At 38.8% G+C, this 21,337-nt stretch carries 21 protein-coding genes; 5 read left to right on the top strand and 16 right to left on the bottom strand.

Translation table 11 applies throughout. The features are described 5' to 3' along the window. Positions 1 to 96 precede the first annotated feature (96 nt). Positions 97 to 1,188, top strand: coding sequence for a glycine cleavage system aminomethyltransferase GcvT (gcvT, locus tag AAC073_RS21255; protein WP_339925832.1), 1,092 nt, complete (start codon positions 97 to 99; stop codon positions 1,186 to 1,188). Then, positions 1,185 to 1,895, top strand: coding sequence for a 2-phosphosulfolactate phosphatase (locus AAC073_RS21250; RefSeq protein WP_339925831.1), 711 nt, complete (start codon positions 1,185 to 1,187; stop codon positions 1,893 to 1,895). The genes gcvT and AAC073_RS21250 overlap by 4 nt, the downstream gene beginning before the upstream one ends. Before the next feature lie 55 nt (positions 1,896 to 1,950). On the opposite strand, the gene AAC073_RS21245 is transcribed toward AAC073_RS21250, so the two are convergent. From AAC073_RS21245 to AAC073_RS21170, 16 genes are all read right to left on the bottom strand, one after another. Further along, positions 1,951 to 2,460 (bottom strand): fasciclin domain-containing protein, encoded by a 510-nt coding sequence (locus AAC073_RS21245; protein WP_339925830.1) that lies wholly within the window; start codon positions 2,458 to 2,460, stop codon positions 1,951 to 1,953. Positions 2,461 to 2,692: 232 nt separating this feature from the next. After that, positions 2,693 to 3,235 carry an SRPBCC family protein gene (locus tag AAC073_RS21240; RefSeq protein WP_339925829.1) on the bottom strand — a complete coding sequence of 181 codons (543 nt, stop codon included), beginning with the start codon at positions 3,233 to 3,235 and terminating at the stop codon, positions 2,693 to 2,695. A 125-nt stretch (positions 3,236 to 3,360) separates the two neighbouring features. Beyond that, positions 3,361 to 3,945, bottom strand: a complete 585-nt coding sequence (locus AAC073_RS21235) for a DUF3347 domain-containing protein (RefSeq protein ID WP_339925828.1) — start codon at positions 3,943 to 3,945, stop codon at positions 3,361 to 3,363. A gap of 18 nt (positions 3,946 to 3,963) precedes the next feature. Beyond that, positions 3,964 to 5,745 (bottom strand): efflux RND transporter periplasmic adaptor subunit, encoded by a 1,782-nt coding sequence (locus tag AAC073_RS21230; RefSeq protein WP_339925827.1) that lies wholly within the window; start codon positions 5,743 to 5,745, stop codon positions 3,964 to 3,966. A gap of 70 nt (positions 5,746 to 5,815) precedes the next feature. Next, positions 5,816 to 6,274, bottom strand: coding sequence for a DUF305 domain-containing protein (locus tag AAC073_RS21225; protein WP_339925826.1), 459 nt, complete (start codon positions 6,272 to 6,274; stop codon positions 5,816 to 5,818). Position 6,275: 1 nt separating this feature from the next. Then, positions 6,276 to 7,505: a TolC family protein gene (locus tag AAC073_RS21220; protein WP_339925825.1), complete on the bottom strand. Its 1,230-nt coding sequence runs from the start codon at positions 7,503 to 7,505 to the stop codon at positions 6,276 to 6,278. Then, the gene (locus AAC073_RS21215) at positions 7,502 to 11,326 is read right to left on the bottom strand and encodes an efflux RND transporter permease subunit (RefSeq protein ID WP_339925824.1); all 3,825 of its coding nucleotides are present in this window, start codon (positions 11,324 to 11,326) and stop codon (positions 7,502 to 7,504) included. The genes AAC073_RS21220 and AAC073_RS21215 overlap by 4 nt, the downstream gene beginning before the upstream one ends. A gap of 95 nt (positions 11,327 to 11,421) precedes the next feature. Then, entirely contained in the window at positions 11,422 to 11,856 is a 435-nt protein-coding gene (locus AAC073_RS21210) for a hypothetical protein (RefSeq protein WP_339925823.1), read from the bottom strand. 39 nt (positions 11,857 to 11,895) lie between these two features. Beyond that, the gene (locus tag AAC073_RS21205; RefSeq protein ID WP_339925822.1) at positions 11,896 to 12,312 is read right to left on the bottom strand and encodes a gamma-glutamylcyclotransferase family protein; all 417 of its coding nucleotides are present in this window, start codon (positions 12,310 to 12,312) and stop codon (positions 11,896 to 11,898) included. Positions 12,313 to 12,324: 12 nt separating this feature from the next. Continuing rightward, a complete protein-coding gene (gene hisIE / locus AAC073_RS21200; RefSeq protein ID WP_339925821.1) occupies positions 12,325 to 12,930 on the bottom strand; it encodes a bifunctional phosphoribosyl-AMP cyclohydrolase/phosphoribosyl-ATP diphosphatase HisIE in 606 nt (201 codons plus the stop codon). A gap of 49 nt (positions 12,931 to 12,979) precedes the next feature. Continuing rightward, positions 12,980 to 13,741: an imidazole glycerol phosphate synthase subunit HisF gene (gene hisF / locus AAC073_RS21195; protein ID WP_339925820.1), complete on the bottom strand. Its 762-nt coding sequence runs from the start codon at positions 13,739 to 13,741 to the stop codon at positions 12,980 to 12,982. 1 nt (position 13,742) lies between these two features. Further along, complete coding sequence (gene hisA, locus AAC073_RS21190) at positions 13,743 to 14,465, bottom strand: 1-(5-phosphoribosyl)-5-[(5-phosphoribosylamino)methylideneamino]imidazole-4-carboxamide isomerase (RefSeq protein ID WP_339925819.1); 723 nt, start codon at positions 14,463 to 14,465, stop codon at positions 13,743 to 13,745. Then, positions 14,465 to 15,049 (bottom strand): imidazole glycerol phosphate synthase subunit HisH, encoded by a 585-nt coding sequence (gene hisH, locus AAC073_RS21185; RefSeq protein ID WP_339925818.1) that lies wholly within the window; start codon positions 15,047 to 15,049, stop codon positions 14,465 to 14,467. Before hisH ends, hisA begins: the two co-directional genes overlap by 1 nt. Positions 15,050 to 15,786: 737 nt before the next feature. Beyond that, positions 15,787 to 16,071, bottom strand: a complete 285-nt coding sequence (locus tag AAC073_RS21180) for a hypothetical protein (RefSeq protein ID WP_339925817.1) — start codon at positions 16,069 to 16,071, stop codon at positions 15,787 to 15,789. Then, entirely contained in the window at positions 16,064 to 16,189 is a 126-nt protein-coding gene (locus tag AAC073_RS21175) for a hypothetical protein (RefSeq protein WP_339925816.1), read from the bottom strand. Before AAC073_RS21175 ends, AAC073_RS21180 begins: the two co-directional genes overlap by 8 nt. A 269-nt stretch (positions 16,190 to 16,458) precedes the next feature. Then, positions 16,459 to 16,704 carry a hypothetical protein gene (locus AAC073_RS21170; RefSeq protein ID WP_339925815.1) on the bottom strand — a complete coding sequence of 82 codons (246 nt, stop codon included), beginning with the start codon at positions 16,702 to 16,704 and terminating at the stop codon, positions 16,459 to 16,461. A gap of 1,033 nt (positions 16,705 to 17,737) precedes the next feature. Between AAC073_RS21170 and AAC073_RS21165 the strand changes: the two genes are divergently transcribed. From AAC073_RS21165 to AAC073_RS21155, 3 genes are all read left to right on the top strand, one after another. After that, on the top strand, positions 17,738 to 18,679 hold the full coding sequence (locus AAC073_RS21165) for a DUF1080 domain-containing protein (RefSeq protein WP_339925814.1): 942 nt from the start codon (positions 17,738 to 17,740) through the stop codon (positions 18,677 to 18,679). A gap of 154 nt (positions 18,680 to 18,833) precedes the next feature. Further along, positions 18,834 to 19,784: a sugar phosphate isomerase/epimerase gene (locus tag AAC073_RS21160; RefSeq protein WP_339925813.1), complete on the top strand. Its 951-nt coding sequence runs from the start codon at positions 18,834 to 18,836 to the stop codon at positions 19,782 to 19,784. Between the two features lie 484 nt (positions 19,785 to 20,268). Next, entirely contained in the window at positions 20,269 to 21,315 is a 1,047-nt protein-coding gene (locus AAC073_RS21155; protein WP_339925812.1) for an IS1634 family transposase, read from the top strand. Positions 21,316 to 21,337 lie beyond the last annotated feature (22 nt).

Here is a 21,337-nt window from a genome sequence, read left to right as displayed (position 1 = left end):
AATTGCTCCTCCATTAAAGCGATCTTTTTCTAAAACCTTTTCTATTAAATTAAGCACATTTCTTACCTTTAGCTTTTAAAATAACGTCGCATATTAATGGAGAATGTAAAAAAAGTAACTCTTAATGACATACATCATGCTTTAGGCGCTAAGATGATACCGTTTGCAGGGTATGACATGCCTGTAAGGTACAGCTCCGACATAGAGGAACACAAAACCGTTCGCGAAAATGTTGGCGTTTTTGATGTATCTCATATGGGTGAATTTATAGTAGAGGGACCTAATGCCCTTGACCTTATTCAAAAAGTTTCCTCCAACGATGCTGCTACACTTAAAATCGGCCAAGCGCAATATACTTGTTTCCCTAACCTTCAAGGGGGTGTAGTGGATGATTTTTTGACTTATAAATTGGATGAAGAACGCTACATGCTAGTAGTAAATGCCTCCAACATCGACAAAGACTGGAAATGGATACAGCAACACAATACGCAAAATGCAAAGCTGGAAAATATTTCTGACCAAACCTGTCTATTTGCCATTCAAGGACCAAATGCGATAAAAGCCATCCAATCCTTAACCTCCATTTCTCTAAAAGACATTCCTTTTTACCATTTTGTAACAGGAACATTTGCGGGAGTAGAAGGTGTAATTGTCTCTGCTACCGGCTATACAGGTGAGCTAGGTTTTGAATTGTACATGAAAAATGAAGCGGCCAAAAAAGTCTGGGAAGCTATTTTTGAAGCAGGAAGTGAATTGAATATCAAACCTATAGGTCTTGGTGCCAGAGACACACTTCGCTTGGAAATGGGATATTGCCTTTATGGCCATGAGCTTACTGATGAAACCTCACCATTGGAAGCAGGCTTAGGATGGATTACCAAATTCACAAAGGACTTTATCAACCATGAGAATTTGAAAAAGCAAAAAGAAGCGGGGCTCAAAAGAAAGTTAGTAGGCTTTAAGCTTCAGGAAAGAGGAATTCCCAGGGCGAAATACCCAATTGTAAATGCAGAGGGGAAAGTTATCGGAGAAGTTACCTCAGGAAGTCAATCACCGAGCATGGGAGTTGGTATAGGTTTAGGGTATGTTGACATAGCATATGCCAAACCAGGAAATGAAATTGGTATAGAAATAAGAAAAAAAAGAATCTCTGCCATAATTGAAAAACTACCCCTGCTTAAAAAATGAAAACCATAGAAACCTGTATCAGTCCTGACTTATTGGAGCTGCACGAGTTAGCGAACAAAACAGTAATCGTTGTTGATATTTTCAGAGCTAGTTCTACCATGGTTACAGCCCTTTCCAATGGGGTGAATGTAATTGTACCTGTAAAAGACCTGGACGAATGTAAAGCTTACAAAAAAAGAGGATGGCTAATCGCTGGAGAACGCAATGGCAAACAAGCCGAAGGGTTTGATTTAGGGAACAGCCCACTTGCTTATTTAAACGGCGCCCTTTCTGGTCAAAATGTAGCCATGACAACTACGAATGGTACCAGGGCTATTTCTTTGGCTAGGGAGCATGCTGCTGAGGTGCTTATTGGCTCCTTTCTAAACCTTCAGGCCACCGTAGATTATTTGCAAAATTCTACAAATGATGTTTTGGTGCTATGCGCCGGGTGGAAAGGTAAATTTAACCTGGAAGATTCCTTGTATGCCGGAGCACTGTCATGGTCATTGGGCTGGAAACATGAATGTGATGCTACCTTGGCAATGGAATCAATTTATGAACAAGTAAAGGGTGGTTTAAGAGAATACCTACAAAAAGCTTCTCATGCAAAGAGATTACAAAATCACGATTTGGAAAAAGACATAGATTTTTGCCTTGAACTTAACCAATACGATTCGGTGGTTTATTTATCTGAAGAGGGACTAAAAAATAAAAACAACGAATAAAAAAAGGTGATCCCACTGAATCAATCAATGAGATCACATTTTATTGTTTTGAAGTTTACATTTCAGGCATGATGATGGTGTCTATCACATGTACCATTCCATTGCTTGCAGCTATATCAGCGGATACAACTTTGGCATTGTTTACCATGGCAGCACCATCTTTTAGCATGATTTTTACTTTTTGACCCTGCACGGTTTCAACTTCCATCCCATCTTCCAAATCAGTTGATTTGACGTTACCAGCAACTACATGGTAAGTGAGAATAGCAATTAGCTTGTCCTTGTTCTCTGGTTTCAAAAGACTTTCTAGTGTACCCTCAGGTAATTTTGCGAAAGCATCATTTGTAGGAGCAAAAACAGTAAAAGGGCCATCGCCTTTTAATACATCTACCAGTCCCGCTGCTTTAACTGCAGCTACTAGCGTCGACAAGGACTCAGTACCAGCAGCCAAATCTACAATATCCTTATCAGCTTTGGGCTCATCAATTTTTATTGTGCCATCATTTGCTGTGGCTGAAAATACAAGCATTAACGCCATTAAACAGAAGCTTATTGATTTTTTCATGGTTAAATAATTTTAGTTAGTTTTGGATACTGAACCATGATAAAGTCAAAATGTTTAATAAAAAATATTAAAATAGTTAATTAAATCAATACTATAATGACAATAATTGCCTCCACACACATTTGAACTCAGTTTTTTCAGAGATCAAAGGGTAAATAATTTTTCAGATTTTAACAGCTTAATATTTTTATTATCGCTTATTTAAGAAGGCAATTATAACAGACCCTCCAAATCACTGATTTTCAAGAATTAATTTTAATTTCTGTAGTCCCTCTTGAAAATCATTCCCAATCATTTCTTCCATATCCATCATTAGCAACATGGTATTCATCGGGTAATCCATTTTACCTTCAAATCCCCAGATGACTTTGGTTTGGGTTTCATTGATTGTTTCAAAAGCCATATAGGCCTTATCAGAGGCCTCAAAGGGTTCTTTAAACCTTAGCGCATAGTCAATTCTTTTGCCATCATCGATTGCTAATATTTCTTGTTCCCCTATCCCCACATTCGGATCTTCACTTTTCCATCCTGAAACAAACCCTACTTCTCCATCCACCCCCTTAAAACTTTTTGTCATCTTAGGATCCTTCAGGGCCCAACTCGAGAAGTTATCCTGGTTTTTGAGAAGTTTGACATATTCGAAAACCTCTTCTTTGGGTTGATCAATAGTCACTTCCCTGGCTACTGAATACTCTTGATCAATGAATATCCCTGCAATGAAAGGGATTGACACCAGAATTAAAAGGGTGATAAGTACTATTTTAAGAATCTTCATAATTGAGTCAGTTAGGAGAAGGGCAGAATAAATATTGGAATTCGAGTTTTTAATAAATTAATTTAATAAATTTGATGCTTTCATCAAAATAAATTGACAGTATTCTTTACTCGCTAAAATACTTTTCACCCAGCTTCAATGACTTCTTTTACAGAACCGCATGAGCTCATTTTCCCTTTAAACAAGGGATTGCTTATTTGTTGATTCTCACTTAACCACATACCTCCTTCATTTTTATTAAACATGGGGCATTTTTGCTGATACAATATCCTATCTGAACCTACTATTGACAAGAGATTCTGAAGATTTTCCCCCATTCCTTCAAAATGCATTATTTGGAGATCAATTTCATTCTTCTTGATTTGCTCACTATGCTCCTTAATGATTTCTAAATCTGCATTTACTTCATTCAGTTGATCTTGAGTCAAACTTTTAAATGTAATTGTCTGTACTATTTTTTCGAGATGAGCTGCAGCATTAACTGCACCAGCTGAATCATCATTAGTCAAGGCGCTTTTTATTTCTAAGTAGCCATCAATCAAATCTGTTTTTGTTGGCACTTCTATTAAAGCTTTGCTTTGATTGTCTTGATTTTCTAATGTCTCCACCGTTGATTTTTCGTTCTGATTGTTTTCGCTACAAGCGATAAACCATAAGGATAGGCCAGCATTTAGGGCTGTTAATAAAATTGATTTTTGAATTTTCATCATGCTATATTATATATTTAATTATTCAATCGTTTTGGTTACTTCTCCACAGGTTTCCATCGATTTCCCAAAATAGGGATTGACGACTTTTTCCTCCAAACTCAACCAATCTGCCCCCCTGTTGGTATCTGCCATTGGACAATGTTGCACAAATAGTGCTTTGGGAAAGGGGTGAAATTTCTCAGCCATACCAATCATTTCATCGGAAATTGAAAGGAAAGATTTGCGTACCTCTTCTAATGATTTTTGTCCTGCTATATTTTCAAGGGAAGCTGTCAGGCTTTTCTGGTATTTCATCCACTCCATATGGGCGACCCCTTCAAAGACTTTCCTATTTACATTAGACAGATAGGTAAGCATTTCTTTAGACTGTGATATTGAACGCTTTAAATCGTCCTGGGTTAGTGCATTTTTTAATTTCAAATAATGCTCAAAAACAGGAATCAGCTCGTCCTTAATGCTTTGACTGACCCCATGATTTGTTGCGCCATCTGTTTGACTTATGGTCTTCTGTTCCATTTCTCCGTGGTTAGGTCGCGGCACTGCTACCCCACCATCAGGGCTCATCATACTTGCTTTTCCTGCCAATTGTGCTGCCGCATCGATGCTAAAGGTTCCATATATTGCGATTTCCTCTCCTGGCTCAAGACCAGTTTCGATAACGTATTCAGCTCCCAAAGCTAGGCCAAGCGTCACCTCACGTAATTGAAAGAATACATTTTGTTCAGTAGCTATTTTCACATATACTACCGACCGAGTTCCTGTCCACAGGACAGCAGTCTTTGGCACTACAATAGCTTCTTCTGCCCCAACAAAAGAACTTTTAACAATTCCTGAAACAAACATTTCAGGTTTGAATTTTAAATTTGGATTGGCAACACTTATCCTGGCAGAAGCAACTCTGGTGGCCGGATCAATGATAGGATCCAAATAATCTATTTTCCCTGTAAATGTTTTTCCAGGGATAGATTGTACCGTATAGCTTACTTCATCACCAGTTTTTATCCAAGGAATTTCAGATTCATAGACATCAAACAATACCCAAACATTGGTCAGGTTTGAAACCTCATAAATGGCCTGGCCATTAAGGAGGTGATCACCAAGATTCGCAAATTTTTGAGACACAAAACCAGAAACATTCGCTTTAATAGGGAAATCCTTAATCACTTCTTGAGAACTTAAAATATGTTCAATCTGCGCTTCTGAAACCTTCCAGTTTCTGAGTTTTGTCACAGCGGCCTCAAAAAGAGCCGGCTGTTCATGTTTCAATTTACTGGCCTGAAGAAGTTCCTCCTGACTAGTGACAAGTTGTGGCGAATATACCAAGGCGATGGTTTGGCCCTTGGCGATATACTCCCCTGTAAAATTCACCATCAATTGCTCAATTCTCCCTGGAATATGGCTTGCTTGTGTAAACAATAAACGTTCATCAACTTGAATTTTCCCATTCAATCTTATGCTTTTATCTGCTTTGCCAGTACTTACCGTCATCGTCTGCACACCGGCAAGCTGGAGTGCAGTGGGAGACATTTTGATGGACATTGGGTTCGCTTCTACCCCTTCATTTTCCAATGGAATCAAGTCCATCCCACAAATGGGACAGTCCCCTGCTCGATTTTGACGAATCTGGGGATGCATAGAACAGGTATAAATGGAAGAAACCCCAGCAAGGGATGCCTCATGCTCATGGGTTGATGGTTCCTCAATAGAACTTTCTGATGGCTTAATCAGCCAGCCTATTAACACACCCGCTATTAGCGTGAAAAGAATCAGCAAGTATTGATTGTTATTTGAATTTTTCATAATTAATTAGGTATGTCTTTGCTCCTACATGTATTAGGCAATCCCCATAAAATTAAATTTCAATAAGGTTTTACTCTGACTCCTCTAGTCGCTTGATCATTGCCTTCATCTGAGCAATTTCTTTCTTTTGGGCTTCAATGATATCCTTAGCCAATTGTTGCGCTTCAGGATCTTTCAGATGAGCCTTTTGACTAACCATTATGGCAGAAGAGTGATGAGGGATCATTGCTTTCATCCACTGTACATCAGCGATCAAAGTTTGGTTTCTGAGTATGGTAAGGGTCGCTATAAATAAAATGACAGCCGTACCGAGAATCATAAAATTGACCTTCTTGTTCTCATACATTCCCCACATAAAGAGGAGCATGGACACTGCCATTGGCGCTACCATCAATATTGTCATGTAGGTCCTGGTAGTACTTAACATTACATGGTCAAAGACATCTGCATTTAAAAACATTACGGCATACATGATGACAAATGAAACAGCCATCATTGCGGAGAACTTTAGATAATTTTTGCTTTTCATGTTAGTAAGATTTAGCGGTTAAATAATTAAGTTCCGCCTCGGCAGCATAGTAGGCCACAGAGGCTTTTATCTTCATTTTTCGGTACTCCAGCAATTGTTGCTGAAGGCGTAAAACTTCTTCAAAATCTTGTCCTGAATTGGCGTAGGAAGCGTACACTAATTCAAGTGTTTGTTCGATGGTTTGTACCTGATGGTCATAGGATGAAATAAGATCAAGCTGGATTTCCATTGCTATCTTAAACCTATAAAAGGAGCCATAAAGCTGATTGGAAACATCTTTCTTTTCTGCTTGATAGGATTCTGTTAGTAATAAGGCCTCTTTTTTTCCGCCTTCGTATTTTTTCCGAAAAATCGGGATGCTCATGGTAACCATGGGCATTAAGACATTTTTACCATTGTCTGTTATCGCCATGTCATTTCTTTTGTCTACTATCACAAAATCTACTCCCGCTCCTAGTTTTGGCAAGCCTTGTTTAATAGCCAGTTCATGGTTTAGCTCACTCGCTTTAATTTTCAGTTCCATTCTTTCCAATAATGGATTGTTCTGTAAAGAATCAATTAATACCTCAACTGGGAAACTCGGAATAGTCAGCCTTTCTTTAATTTCGATTGGTGCACCATTGTCTCTTCCAAGCAATGCATTTAGCCAAGCATTAGCCGATTGAATCTCTTTATTGAGCACCTCAAGATTGGTCTTGGCACTGCTGCTCATAATGTCTACCCTTAGTGCATCAGTCAGCGATCCGCTACCATTTTCAAATTTCGAAGTAGCTATGGATTTGTAAGTTGTAAGAATTTGAAGGTTTTCTTCCTCAATTTCAATCAGCTCTTTCGTTTCTAATAATGGATAATACACGGCTGAAACCTCACTGTAAAGCTTATTTCGGGCATCCAGAAATTCCTGGTATTTTACTTCAGCCAGAACGGTAGCCACATCTCCCTGGAGGCGCAAGGTCCCGAACCAGGGAAACATCTGGGTCAATGAAAACCGCATACGTTGGGGGCCAAGTCTAGTTTCTACTGGCGAAATAAAATAACCAAAAGAAAGGTTAGGGTCAGCAAGTGAGTTGACTTGCGGGATTTTTTGCATTGCAGCCTCAAATGCTTTGTATTTTGCTTTAAGCCTGGGGTTATTTTGGGCAGCAATTAAATAATAGTCCTCTAAAGTCTGTCCTATAGCAGAAAAAGCCAGAACCAACACGAGCGTAATAGATAATGCTAAGGATTTCATTTTATAGCTTTTTTAAGTTTTCGTTCCTCTCGAATGGAATACAACACGGGTACAATAAAATAAGTAATGGCTGCTACTATCATGCCTCCAAAGGCAGGGATCGCCATGGGGATCATAATGTCTGATCCTCTTCCTGAAGAGGTCAGAATCGGCAGCAAAGCGATAATAGTGGTTGCCGAAGTCATGATTGCTGGCTTAATCCGCCGTTGTCCTGCTTCCACGACTGCCTTCCTAATCCCGTAGAGATTGTCCGTTTTATTTCTTGCAAAACTCTGATCTAAATAAGTTGCCATAAGCACCCCATCATCCGTTGCTATGCCAAACAAAGCGATGAAACCCACCCAGACGGCAACACTTAAATTAATGGTATGTATTTGAAAAAGGTCCCGGAAATTTGTCCCAAAAAGACTAAAATCGCCAAACCAAATCTGGCCATAGAACCATAAAGCGATAAAACCTCCGCTAAATGCCATGGCTATTCCTGTAAAGACCATTAGGGAAGTAGTAATAGACCTGAATTGGAAATAGAGAATCAGAAAGATGATCAATAGCACTAATGGAACGATGACCGCCAGCCTTTTTTCTGCACGCACTTGATTTTCATAACTTCCGGAAAATTTGAATGAAATCCCCGCGGGCACTTCGAGTTCACCGGAATCGATTTTATTTTGAATCAAATTGCGGGCATCCTCTACGACAGTAACCTCTGAGAAACCCTCCCTTTTATCAAAAAGCACATAACCTACCAAAAATGTTTCTTCACTTTTAATTGCCTGGGGCCCTCTTAAATATTCAAAATCTACGATTTGGCTAAGCTGGATTTGAGCTCCCGTAGGAGTAGGAATTAACAGCTTACCCAATGACTCTGGATCATCACGAAGCTCTCTGGGGTAGCGAACACGAACGGGGAAGCGTTCTCTTCCTTCTACGGTGGTCGTGATTTTCATCCCACCAATGGCTGTTTCAATGATGGTTTGAACATCCTCAACACTCAGCCCATGTCTTGCTATTTGCTCTCGGTTGATGTTAAGGTGCAGGTAGGGTTTGCCTACAATTCGATCAGCAAATACTGCTTCGGTTTTCACGGACGGTACCTGCTTGAGTATTTTTTCTACCTGGACACCAAAATCCTCAATGGTCTGCAAATCGGGACCATACACCTTTATTCCCATTGGGGCCCGCATACCCGTCTGCAACATCACTAGCCGGGTTTCTATAGGTTGCAATTTTGGCGCAGAAGTAATCCCAGGAATTTTAGTTACGGCTACTATTTCATTCCAGATATCATCCGGAGAATTGATGTGCTCCCGCCAATTTCTGAAATACATTCCATTCTCATCCACAATAAGCTGAGAAGCTGAAATCTCCTGAGCAAGCGCATCTGTATTTGATAGCGTATCGCCGGAGGATAAAATAAACTTGTTGTCACTGTCAACTTGGAATCGCTGTCGATGCCCTTTTTGATTTAATAGGTATTCAGGTTTATAATTGATCACATTCTCATACATAGAGATTGGAGCTGGATCAAGTGCCGATTCAACCCTTCCAAGCTTTCCTACACTAAGGTCAACTTCTGGAATACTGCTAATGCGCATGTCTAATTGTCCTAGCACTTTGCGGTTAAATGCGATTCCAGAATGTGGCATGGCGGTTGGCATCAGCAAAAAGCTTCCTTCGTTTAGTGAAGGCATAAATTCCTTCTGCATTCCAGGAAAAGTATGCGCTAGTCCTGACCAAACATTGGAATCTTGAATATTCCACCCCAGCCCATTGCTGACTTTTCGAATAGGGCTGAGGGTGTTACTGAAGCCTATCCAAATCATTGTTCCAAATAGGATAATTAAGGCTGGAACAGTTAAGAATGCTGCTTTGTGGTCAAGGCACCAGGTTAGTACTTTCTTGTAATTGTACTCCAAGATAATGAAAGCACCTAGAATTAGACTGACCAATAAGGCAACAAAAACATAGTTGATTAAGCGTGATTCAGTAGCACCCAAAGGCAGCCAGTAACCTGCCAGAAGCCATAACACCCCAGCGATAACTACAATAATTTCCAGATTAGCATAGATAGGTTTGAGTCTCTCAGAAATAATGAGTTTTCTTTGCGTTACATATTCTCTCAGAAGCCCAATTCCTGCAAGCAAAATGAGTAGGCTACCCGCCCAAATAAAACCCATAAAAAGAGCAACTACACCTGCCAAAACGAGTAATACATTGCCAACTCTTCTGTATTTTGGCTTACTTATTTTAAAGCCAAAAAATGTATGCGCAATGCTGGGAAGGATCAGCAATGAAACGATTAACGCAGCGATCAAAGCAAAAGTCTTGGTGTAAGCCAAAGGCCCAAAAAGCTTTCCTTCAGCAGCCTGCATGGTAAATACAGGAATAAAACTGACGATGGTCGTTGAAACAGCGGTAAGAATGGCGCCGGCCACTTCTGTGGACCCATTATAAATAGTTGTTATTAATTTCTGACCCGGTGGCGCTTCGTCTGCATGCTTGATGATGTTCTCAGAAAGAATAATCCCTAAATCCACCATCGTTCCTACGGCAATGGCTATCCCTGAGAGTGCCACGATGTTGGCATCGACACCAAAATAGCGCATGGCTATAAAAACCATCAAAATGGAAATTGGCAACAAACTGGCAATCAAAACCGATGCCCTCAAGTTGTACACCATTACTATAACGACAAGAATGGTAATTAAAATTTCTAAAGAAAGTGCCTCTTCAAGGGTGCCCAAAGTTTCTTGAATCAAGGTAGACCTATCATAAAAAGGAACAATGGTCAGTTGACTGACCCTTCCATCTGCCAAAGTCTTCCGAGGTAATCCAGAAGCTATTTCGTTAATTTTATCTTTTACCTGATTGATGACTTGCAATGGGTTTGACCCATACCTGGCCACTACCACGCCACCTACTACTTCTGCTCCTCCTTTATCCAGAAGCCCTCTTCTCGTCGCCGGCCCCAATTGAACCACCGCGATGTCTTTAATGCGAATTGGAACATTGTCTTGCACTGCGACTACCGCAAGTTCGATATCGGCTATGGATTTTATATAACCAAGTCCTCGAACCAAGTATTCGGCTTGATTAATTTCAATGGTTTTGGCACCTACATCTCTGTTCGATTGCTTCACCGCCAGCATTACTTTGGTCAGGGGTATATTATAAGCTTTTAATGCATCTGGATTTACGTCTACTTGATACTCCTGAACAAATCCACCTATGGAAGCGACTTCGGAAACCCCTTCCACAGCATTCAATCCATATTTGACGTAGAAATCCTGGACTGTCCTGATTTCATGAAGGTCCCAACCTCCTGTGGGATTCCCTTTTTGGTCGCGACCTTCAATGGTATACCAATATACTTGACCAAGTGCCGTAGCATCAGGCCCTAAACCAGGTTGGACTTCATTTGGAAGCAGATCGGCTGGAAGTGAATTGAGTTTTTCCAGAATTCGAGAGCGTGACCAATAAAACTCTGTGTCTTCATTGAAAATGATGTAGATACTAGAAAACCCGAAAATGGAGGAGCTCCTAATTGATTTCACCCCGGGAATACCCAATAAATAGGTGGTCAAAGGATAGGAGATCTGATCTTCTATGTCCTGTGGTGATCTTCCCGGCCATTGCGTAAACACGATTTGTTGGTTTTCTCCAATATCTGGAATGGCATCCACTGGAACTGGATCAGACGGTAAGGCCCCTACTTTCCAGCCAAATGGTGCAGTGACAATCCCCCAAATTACTATCACCAGAATAAGAAGAACAGTAACAAGTCTGTTTTCAAGGAAAAACTTGATAATTGAATTAAGCATGATTTAATCCTATGTAGAAAAAACTAGATAATAGACAGCCATTTATATAAACAGCAGAAAAACAGGTCAGTCGCTGACCGAATTATCTAGTCGGATTAAATAAGGAAAGTTTGATACAAGACAGTATAGTCCTGTGAATGTATTGGAGGAGGGTCAAAAGAGAAAGTGTTAACGGGCGCCAGTATCAAAACCTGAGCAAGCAGAAAGGACTGAGTGAATGCCGCAATAAAAATCATTTGCGGTGCATCAACATTTACATGAGTAAGGCTTTGATCAACCTCTAATTGAATCAGTTCAAATTGATTTTGACAGCACTGATTTGTGTTTGCATTTGAATCATTTTCCGAGGATGGAATTTCCCCATGACTTTCCATGCCACAATCTAAATGCTTGGCAGATAAACCAAACCCTTTCATCATTTCGGCTCCCATACAGATATGACTGCTTTTTGCCAGGCCTATACTGGAAAAAAGAAAAAATGCAGCAATCAATATGGACAATGATTTCTTCAACCTTACAAAGGTATACATTAAAAAAGTATATATCAAATAAGGGAAATCAGTTCAAGATTACTGATCCCCCTTACCCTCTATAATATAATTCAAATAATCTCCTCCCTCAATAGGAGTCAGGTGATCCAAAGTACCCAAATGCAGGTAAACCCAGGCAGGTAATATCACCCCATCCTCGGATTCAATATCTAATTTTATCCTTTCGTAAGTTACTCCTGTTTCCAGCTTATCGCCTACGCCTTCGTATTCATCCAGGATCGTCAGAACTTCTTGTTCATTGTGTAGCAAATAGACATCCCCAAAAACTTCTTCTTCTAATACTGACGTATAGATAAATACAGGATAGGGACCTAAATCATACAAAAGCCCCTTGCATGAACCACTCGTAAAAAGTTCGCCAGAGCGCTCCAATAACTCAGCCATTGGATGTCCAAACCCCTTCCTTAACGTACCGTAAACAAATAAATACGACAATCTTAGTAAAATTTACTTTTGATGGCGATTGATCAACACTTCCATTACCTCATCTAATTCATACGATTTTGCTTCTAGCAAAACCAAATAATGATACAATAAGTCTGCTGCCTCGCCCATGAACAATTCCTTGTTATCATCCTTGGCTTCAATCACAATTTCCACTGCTTCCTCCCCTACTTTCTGTGCCACTTTATTGATGCCCGCATTGAATAGAGAGGTGGTGTAGGATTTGTCGGAAGGATTGTTTTTTCTTTCTTTTATCACCTTTCTTAATTGATCAATGAAATGGGTTTTGCCCTTATTTTCGTGTGCAAAGCAGGTGTCATTTCCTGTGTGACAAACTGGGCCTATTGGGTTTACTGTGATCAAAAGCGTATCCTGGTCACAGTCAACCTCAATATTTTTTATCATTAAAAAATTACCTGAAGTTTCTCCTTTCGTCCACAACCTGCCTTTGGTCCTGCTAAAAAAAGTAACCTTCCCACTTTTCACAGATTCATCGATGGCCTCTTGGTTCATATAGCCCATCATCAATACTTCTTTTGTAAGCTCATCTTGAATAATGGCTGGCACCAGACCATTTACTTTTTCAAAATCTATCTTTATATTTTCCATGCTAATTTATTGCTCAAGTAATTATAGTAAAATCAAAATTGATGAAGATTTATGACTTCATTCTTATATTGACTCCTTGTGTGTCGAGGTATTTTTTTAACTCAGGTATTGGAATTTCTTTGAAGTGAAAAATACTAGCGGCCAAAGCGGCATCTGCTTTTCCAGCAGTAAATACGTCTTGAAAATGCTGCATGGTTCCTGCCCCTCCTGAAGCGATTACAGGAATAGGAAGTATCGATGACAGTTCAGAGGTAATCCCATTTGCGAAACCATTTTTTACGCCATCGTGGTCCATTGAAGTAAGTAAAATCTCTCCCGCTCCTCTTTCCGCAACCTCTGCTGCCCATTCCTGAGTTTTCAACAAGGTGGGTCGTCTTCCCCCATGGGTATGTACAAAATCAATCCCATCAATATTTTTGGTATCAATGGCAACCACTATACATTGACTCCCAAACTCTCTTGCGAGTTCGTTTATTGCGGAAGGATTTCTTACTGCAGCAGAATTAATACTTATCTTATCTGCTCCAGCATTCAGTAGAGCCTTTACGTCGTCAATCGTAGAAATCCCACCACCTACAGTAAAAGGTATGTTTACAGTTTTTGCCACCTTGGTAACCAATTCAACCAAAGTCTTCCGTTTCTCTACTGTAGCAGTGATGTCCAAAAACACCAATTCGTCAGCCCCTTCATCAGCATATATTTTGCCCAACTCTACCGGATCACCAGCATCCCTCAGCTCTACAAAATTAACTCCCTTAACCGTTCGCCCATCCTTTATGTCCAGACAAGGTATTATTCTTTTTGTCAACATATTAATTACGTGTAAAGCTACTTAACTCTTCCAGGCTTATTCTGCCTTCATAATAAGCTTTTCCTACAATAGTACCATAGACCCCAGATGCTTCTAGTTCTTCCAAATCCTTTACGGAAGCTACTCCCCCACTTGCGATCAGCTTAACTCCAGGAATCTCCTTCATTATTTCCTTGTAAAGTTCCAATGATGGTCCTTGTAGCAATCCATCTTTCGCTACGTCGGTACATATTACGTATTGTACGCCTTTGGCATGGTAATCTTTAATGAAATCTATCAAGTCCATTTCGGTCGTTTCTTCCCAACCCGAAATAGCAATTTTTCTATCTTTGGCATCTGCACCTAAAATCAGTTTCTCTCCACCGAAAGATTTGAGCCATCCGGTAAACATGTCAGGGTTCTTCACGGCTATGCTGCCTCCTGTCACCTGCTTCGCGCCTAAACTAAAAGCCAAGGCTATGTCTTCATCCGATTGCACTCCTCCTCCGAAATCTACTTTTAGACTGGTGGCTTGGCAAATTCTCTCTAACACCTCCGTATTAATAATCTTTTTGGCTTTGGCTCCATCCAAGTCTACTAAATGTAGCCTTTTAATGCCTGCGTCTTCAAACCTCTTCGCTACCTCGGTAGGATCAGACGCGTATTCCTTTTTTTGGCTGTAATCTCCTTGGGTAAGGCGTACACAATTACCTCCTATGATATCTATTGCTGGAATGATTTCCATTATAATTTCAGAAAATTGTTAAGAATTGTTTCACCTACCACACTGCTTTTTTCAGGATGTCCCTGCATGGCATAAAAATTATCTTTATGCAACACGGCAGAGAAGTCATTAATATAATGCGTAGTAGCTATTGTATATTTTGGGTCTAATTCAGCATAATAGCTGTGTACATAATAGACATAGGCAGATGCATCCAAACCCTCCAAAAGTGGCGTCTTCAAGTTCTCAAGATTGTTCCAGCCAATGTGGGGCACCTTCTCTAAAGGGGGGAATTTCTTTACATTGATCGGGAAAATACCCAGGCAGTCTGTTTCGTACTCCTCAGTGTATTTACATAGCAACTGTAGTCCAAGACAAATTCCAAAAAAAGGTTGGGTTAACTCTTTTATCAACTGATCAAGTTTCCTTTCTTTTAAATACTTCATTGCAGTACTGGCTTCTCCCTGACCTGGAAATATTACCTTATCTGCTTTTTTTATCGTTTCCCAGTCATCCGTTAAGGTCGCATTGACACCTAAACGCTCCATGGCATACAATACAGATTTGACATTGCCTGCATTGTACTTTATTACTGCTACATCCATTGGTATCGGCCTTGGCCGCGTTAATCATTTTCATTCTAAGCAACCGCTAATTTAAAGCTTTTCATGGTAGGGTGGAAGATTTCGCATTGAAATATCCATTAGCTAGTCAAATAGCTACCAAAACCAGTCCCAAAATAGCCTCCTACTATGAAATTTTGACCTTGTCCAAGGTTGGTACAGCTTTAAAAATTTAATTATAAATTGTTAAGTAGAGCCAAAGGGAAGGAAGCTGAAAAAAATATTTAAATTGGTATCTAATCAATAATAAAACCCCATTTCAGCTAAATCACTTAAATTTAGCCTTAAATTACCAGAAGATTAATTGATTCACTTTAAGCTTTGAAACACAACTTCGCCAGAATTATTTCCAGGATAGGCCATCCTATTTGTTTGCTACTGACTTTTTTGATCTATTTCTTTTTCAGTATTCAAGATCCGGCAAAAGCCTTCTGGACCCTGACCACAATCGTATCCTTAGGGATTTTGCCTCTTATAGGCTGGAATCTATACCGCACCCGGAAAGGTTTATATTCAAATTTTGATGTTTCTATTAGAAGCCAACGTTCTTCCATGTACCTATTCATCTTAATTCTGTCAGGCTTGGTTTTGTTGGTATTATGGATGAGTGATCAACCTGCATCCGTACTAATAGGATGTTTAATATTGATTCAATTGTTGCTATTTGCCTTCATATTAAACTTTAAAACAAAGGTATCTCTTCACATTGCCATAGCCATTTACACTGGTTTTGCCCTTTGGGAAATCAACCAAACATTTGCAATAATCATCTGGGGCAGCAGTCCACTTATTGGATGGTCAAGGTGGTACCTTGGAAGACATTTGCCAGTTGAGTTGTTCTGGGGATTTTTACTGGGAAGTATTTGCGGATTAGAAATTTTATATTTTTTATAACCGATATAAATTTTACTGTAGGCATCAAATTTACCAGCGATAGCTGCTTCCAGTTGATCTCCTTGATGTAGATTAAACCTGTATTTAAGATGGATTAATTCTCTATTCAAATTCGTCCCTTTTTACTCCTCCTCTGGCCAATACATTGGATTGTTCAGTTTTCTCAATGTTAACGTCCTCCAACATTTCTATTTTAATCCAAGGATAAGGGCTGAACAATGACAGCATTTCCCATCAACACTGATAAAAAGATTAGCGAAGCACCTACAACAGAAATAAACTATTATTTAAGTATCAATACGTTATGTGGCGACCTACGGAATTTAAGTTGAAAGATGGCATGCCGTGTGCTATTGCCTTTTCTAAACCATCTGAAGAATCTGATCATTTAACAAGAGCAATTATTAACATCTTAAAGCCTGGAGAACCAAAACCAATTATACTTTTAAGTTATTCATTTTCAGTGAGTTTATCTAAGAATAAAATCTTATATATAATTATTCCGAAGCTTCTTTTATAACTTTAGGACTGAGGTAATAGGTGGAATCCAATTTATATTCATCCGGATTATCAACTCTGAACCACTGATAGCCTGTGCGTTTTCCTTCATGTTCATTAAAGACGAACATTACTTCATTTCCCATTTTTTTTAAGACTTTTGCTTCTGGCACAAGTACTGGGTAGTTGGGGGAACATGCAACACATAGTAATAACAATAAAATAAAGATTGGTAGTTTATTCATGCAGGTATCATTAAATAGTTTAAAAGGAATTAATTTGGTCACGAAATTCCCTATAAGATCATTAAGCGCAATACTATTGCTAAATTACGCCATAATCTATTTTCACAGGCTTAATTGGTAGTAACTCAACCGTATATAAAATCCGTCCTATTAATATAGGGCTTGACGAATCTTTATGGTTTCAAGGAAACCCGATTGACAGTTGGTGTATTCCGTTTTTAGGGGTTCGAAATACGTTTTCAAAGATATGAAAATTAACTTATCAAAATAATTTTTATTCAATTCATTTTCATAAAAATGATTAATTGAAATTCAATATAATTTATTTTTTATTTTGAATCAGATCCTATTAATAAAAATATACTGAACTGAATAAATTATAATTTCAAAATTAAACAAATAGATAAAATTCTATACTTTCCTATAATATTTAATTTTAAAGGCTCATTTTTCACATAGCGTGCTTTACAAATAAATTGCAAACATAATTAGGTGAATCCCTGATTATATAAAAGGTCCAATTCCAACTTATATTATATAATACCTGTTATAAAAAATAAACTCAAATTACCTATCATAATAAATATGTAGAATAAATTACTAACCGAACCTTTATGTACGAATACAGCAACGAGCAGCACCAGAAATTTCACTACTCGAAGTGAACTTCTCAAATAATGCAGAAATCCCTAGCTGATAGCGTAATTTTGGTCTATTAATCCTTTGTGCTTTTATGCTTTTCCAAACAAGCGAATTCGATCCAAAATATCCTTTTCGAGCCCTACTTTGGACCATCACAGGATAATATGAATTTTAAATTAAATTTTAATAGTCAAATGAACATTAGAATGAAATTTAGGCCATTAATTCTTTTAACATTAAGGTACCTTATGAAGCTATTTCTCCCAATTCAAAAATAACATAAGATTTTGAGCACGTTAACTGTTTGAATTGCCTAATAAATTGATGAACAGCTTTAAAAGGAGATGAAAATCAAGTAATTTTAAGTGGAATAAACTTCAAAAAAAATAACATGATAAAATCTAAATTATTATTGTGCGGATTGTTGGTTTTCAGTTTCCTAAGCACCGGAAATATGGCCTGTGCGCAGGATGAAAAAAAGTTGACCGGGCGTTGGGACCTCACTGTAGACATGGACGGCAAACAAGCACCATCCTGGTTAGAAGTGAAACTTTCTGGTACAAAGACCTTGGTTGGTTATTATGTAGCACACAATGGAAGTGCCAGGCCTATTTCAAAGGTGAACTATGAAAATGGAAATGTAAGCTTTGCGATCCCTCCTCAATGGGACAATTCAGATAAAGACATGGTATTTAATGGGAAGTTAATGGGCGAAAAACTATCCGGAACAATTACCCAAAGCACTGGTGAAAAACACTCCTTTACTGGTGTAAGAGCACCCTCATTGGTAAGGGAAAAAGCACCTAAATGGGGAAAAACGATTGAACTATTCAATGGTAAAAATGTAGATGGTTGGCATGTTGATGGTGCCAAAAACCAATGGAAAGTTATTGATGGAATATTGACATCTGATGCCGCAGGATCAAACCTTATTTCAGACCAAAAATTTGAAGATTTCAAATTAACTGCCGAAATCCGTTACCCTAAAGGAAGCAACAGTGGCATTTACCTTCGTGGGCGGTATGAAGTTCAAATCGAAGACAATCCAGGCACAGCACCTTCTTCTATATTTTTTGGTGGCGTCTATGGTTTCCTAACACCAAATGAAATGGCTGTAAAGTCTGCAGGAGAATGGCAAACATTTGAGATCACCTTGATTGGTAGAAGGGTTAGCATTGTAGCCAACGGGAAAGCCATTATTACCGATCAAATTATTCCAGGCATTACAGGTGGAGCCATTGACAGCAATGAAGGTGAGCCAGGTGCATTTATGATCCAAGGAGACCATGGTGCCGTAGAGTTTAGAAAATTTGAGGTGACACCTGCTATATAAGTAGTTGACATAAACCAAAAGACAAGTAAGCCCCAAAACTTCTTGTCTTTTGGTTTTGAACAATTAGTCAATTGTATTCACATTATTATCTCTTGTAAATACTATGCCCATCTAGAAACCTTGATGAGCATAGTTTATCTTATTAAACAGGAAAATGAAACGTAGAAAATTTATAGGTTTAGGCACATTGGCCGGTGTTGCAGCAGGGACAGCACCATCTTTAGCTGCAAGAATCCCTTTACACACCCCTCAAAATGAAACACGATACCAAAAGGGTCAAAGTCCTTGGCCCATTTGCCTGGATACGGTTACGATTAGGCCTGCTTCTCTAAGAGAGAAGGTTCAAATTGCAGCTACAGCAGGATATGATGCCATAGAGCCTTGGGATAGAGAGCTTGCTGAATTTGAAAAAGAAGGAGGCAACTTGAAGGAATTGGGCAAGGAAATTAAAGACCTTGGCTTGTTTGTACCAAGTGTTATAGGTTTGTGGAATGCATTTCCTCCCACCCAAGTAGCATTTGAAGAATCATTAAAAGACACTCGAAACAGGATGCGGATGGCAGCTGATATCCAATCGCAGCATATCCAAACCATTCCCAATACAGTGGGAGAAAATTACGATCAAAAGTACGTATCTCAGAAATACCGAGAACTTATTGAAATAGGACTAAATGAGTTTGGTATTAATCCGGCATTGGTTTTCGTGAAGTTTTTTCCCTTAAAAACCTTGGGACAGGCAACAGGGATAGCCTTAGATGCCAATCACCCAAAAGCGATGATTATCCCCGATACTTTTCACATGCATATCAGTGAAGGTGGATTTGAAGGGCTTAAATTTTTAAATGGAGACCTTATTGCCATTTTCCAATTTGCAGATGCCCCAGCTAGTCCTGAGATAGGGGCTTTGGGGGATAAGCACCGCGTATATCCCGGTGACGGAATTTTGCCTTTACCGGAAATATTAAAAACCTTAAAATCGACAGGCTATAAAGGATGTGTGTCTTTGGAACTATACAACCCAGAATATTGGAAGCAAGATCTACAAGAAGTTGCCAATACAGGTTTAAGAAAAACCATGGCGGTGATTAATAAAGCGGGCGTTTAATGATCAATTGAAGATAGGAGACTTTTATTAAAGTATTTTCTCCTTTTGTATTTTTTAAACTTACACAGCCAACAGGAACAGCGGAATCGGTTAATATTTCTACAAGTCTTTTTCAAGAATTGTATAGTCAACATGACTCAAATATTCGCCCTCAAATTATAAAGAACAACTGTTTTTGCTCACAAATTATTCAACAAATCTATTCCCTTTAGGTTAGAGCGGCGTTCTTAAAAAAGTGAAGGGTATTGAGCAGTTTCATTTACAAAACAGGTCAAAAAAAAGACCCGTAGAGTGATCTACGGGTCTGTAATAATGAAGGCGGCGACCTACTCTCCCCCTGACTTCATCAATTTTTAACTATTAAATTAATAATATCTGATTCCAACGTCTGAGGCTATTTTTTCTTGGTGTCTTGGGTGTCCCGTTCTTTTATTTGTAGCTTTATTTCATGTTTGTGAGGGCTAAAAAAAATCGATCTGGTAGTGTGTCAGTTCAGGTTATAGATAAAAGTTCAGGAGTTTATAAGGTTGTAAAAACTATTGGAAGTTCTTCTGATGAGTTTGAGGTCGAAAAACTCAAAAAATTGGCCGATGAATTTATTATGAGTTTTCATGGGCAACAAACGCTTGCTTTTGGTCATCAAGATGATGATACTTTTTATCAGTCGGTTTACAATAGCATTCAGAAAGTTCAGATGCTTGGACCTGAGCTGGTTTTAGGGAGAATTTTTGACCAAATTGGGTTTAATGTTATACCCGAAGAGCTTTTCAGGCATTTGGTAATTTCTAGACTAATTTATCCCGTCAGCAAGCTTAAAACGATAGATTATCTTCAAAAATACAAGGGTATTACTATCTCTGTTAATGAGATTTATCGTTTCATGGACAGGTTCCATAAATCACATATGGAAGATGCAAAGAAGATCAGCTATACACATACAGTTGGTGTACTTGGCGGTCAATTCGGAATGATATTTTATGATGTAACCACGTTGTACTTTGAAGCTGCGGATGAAGATGACTTCAGGATATCTGGATTTAGCAAGGATGGCAAGCATAGTAATCCCCAGATTGTATTAGGGCTTTTGGTATCCCAAAATGGCTATCCGCTGGATTATGAAGCCTTTCAAGGGAATAGTTTTGAAGGTCATACCATGTTACCTGTAATCGAACGATTTAAAGCCAAATATAAGCTCGAAAAGCTAACTGTAATCGCTGATGCAGGTCTAATGTCGAACAGTAACATAAAACTTATAAGAGCAAAGAACTGTGAGTTTATATTAGGAGGAAGGATCAAAAATGAAACGGATACCCTCAAAAAGAAAATCTTAAGTCTAAAGCTTGAAGACAAGAAATATTCTGAATTAAAAAGACCAGATGGGCTTCGTTTAATTGTTCAATTTTCGTCATCTAGAGCATCAAAAGATGCCCACAACAGAGCAAAAGGAATGGAGAGACTTAAGAAAAAATTGGCTACAGGTAAACTATCCAAGAAACATGGATCAGTCCTAAAAGTTGGGGGATTGGGCTGAAATGATTTTCTTTGTTAAAAAA

Origin of the sequence: uncultured Cyclobacterium sp. (genome assembly GCF_963977555.1) — a bacterium.
Classification (GTDB): Bacteria; Bacteroidota; Bacteroidia; order Cytophagales; family Cyclobacteriaceae; genus Cyclobacterium.
Note: the sequence above shows the minus strand (reverse complement) of the source record. Positions and strands in the feature narration are given on the sequence as shown.

What these genes read in the sequence shown, in the direction of transcription:
- gcvT (WP_339925832.1), top strand. Translation starts at nt 97, where the DNA reads ATGGAGAATGTAAAAAAAGTAACTCTTAATGACATACATCATGCTTTA.
- AAC073_RS21250 (WP_339925831.1), top strand. Translation starts at nt 1,185, where the DNA reads ATGAAAACCATAGAAACCTGTATCAGTCCTGACTTATTGGAGCTGCAC.
- AAC073_RS21245 (WP_339925830.1), bottom strand. Translation starts at nt 2,460, where the DNA reads ATGAAAAAATCAATAAGCTTCTGTTTAATGGCGTTAATGCTTGTATTT.
- AAC073_RS21240 (WP_339925829.1), bottom strand. Translation starts at nt 3,235, where the DNA reads ATGAAGATTCTTAAAATAGTACTTATCACCCTTTTAATTCTGGTGTCA.
- AAC073_RS21235 (WP_339925828.1), bottom strand. Translation starts at nt 3,945, where the DNA reads ATGATGAAAATTCAAAAATCAATTTTATTAACAGCCCTAAATGCTGGC.
- AAC073_RS21230 (WP_339925827.1), bottom strand. Translation starts at nt 5,745, where the DNA reads ATGAAAAATTCAAATAACAATCAATACTTGCTGATTCTTTTCACGCTA.
- AAC073_RS21225 (WP_339925826.1), bottom strand. Translation starts at nt 6,274, where the DNA reads ATGAAAAGCAAAAATTATCTAAAGTTCTCCGCAATGATGGCTGTTTCA.
- AAC073_RS21220 (WP_339925825.1), bottom strand. Translation starts at nt 7,505, where the DNA reads ATGAAATCCTTAGCATTATCTATTACGCTCGTGTTGGTTCTGGCTTTT.
- AAC073_RS21215 (WP_339925824.1), bottom strand. Translation starts at nt 11,326, where the DNA reads ATGCTTAATTCAATTATCAAGTTTTTCCTTGAAAACAGACTTGTTACT.
- AAC073_RS21210 (WP_339925823.1), bottom strand. Translation starts at nt 11,856, where the DNA reads ATGTATACCTTTGTAAGGTTGAAGAAATCATTGTCCATATTGATTGCT.
- hisIE (WP_339925821.1), bottom strand. Translation starts at nt 12,930, where the DNA reads ATGGAAAATATAAAGATAGATTTTGAAAAAGTAAATGGTCTGGTGCCA.
- hisF (WP_339925820.1), bottom strand. Translation starts at nt 13,741, where the DNA reads ATGTTGACAAAAAGAATAATACCTTGTCTGGACATAAAGGATGGGCGA.
- hisA (WP_339925819.1), bottom strand. Translation starts at nt 14,465, where the DNA reads ATGGAAATCATTCCAGCAATAGATATCATAGGAGGTAATTGTGTACGC.
- hisH (WP_339925818.1), bottom strand. Translation starts at nt 15,049, where the DNA reads ATGGATGTAGCAGTAATAAAGTACAATGCAGGCAATGTCAAATCTGTA.
- AAC073_RS21175 (WP_339925816.1), bottom strand. Translation starts at nt 16,189, where the DNA reads ATGCTGTCATTGTTCAGCCCTTATCCTTGGATTAAAATAGAAATGTTG.
- AAC073_RS21170 (WP_339925815.1), bottom strand. Translation starts at nt 16,704, where the DNA reads ATGAATAAACTACCAATCTTTATTTTATTGTTATTACTATGTGTTGCA.
- AAC073_RS21165 (WP_339925814.1), top strand. Translation starts at nt 17,738, where the DNA reads ATGATAAAATCTAAATTATTATTGTGCGGATTGTTGGTTTTCAGTTTC.
- AAC073_RS21160 (WP_339925813.1), top strand. Translation starts at nt 18,834, where the DNA reads ATGAAACGTAGAAAATTTATAGGTTTAGGCACATTGGCCGGTGTTGCA.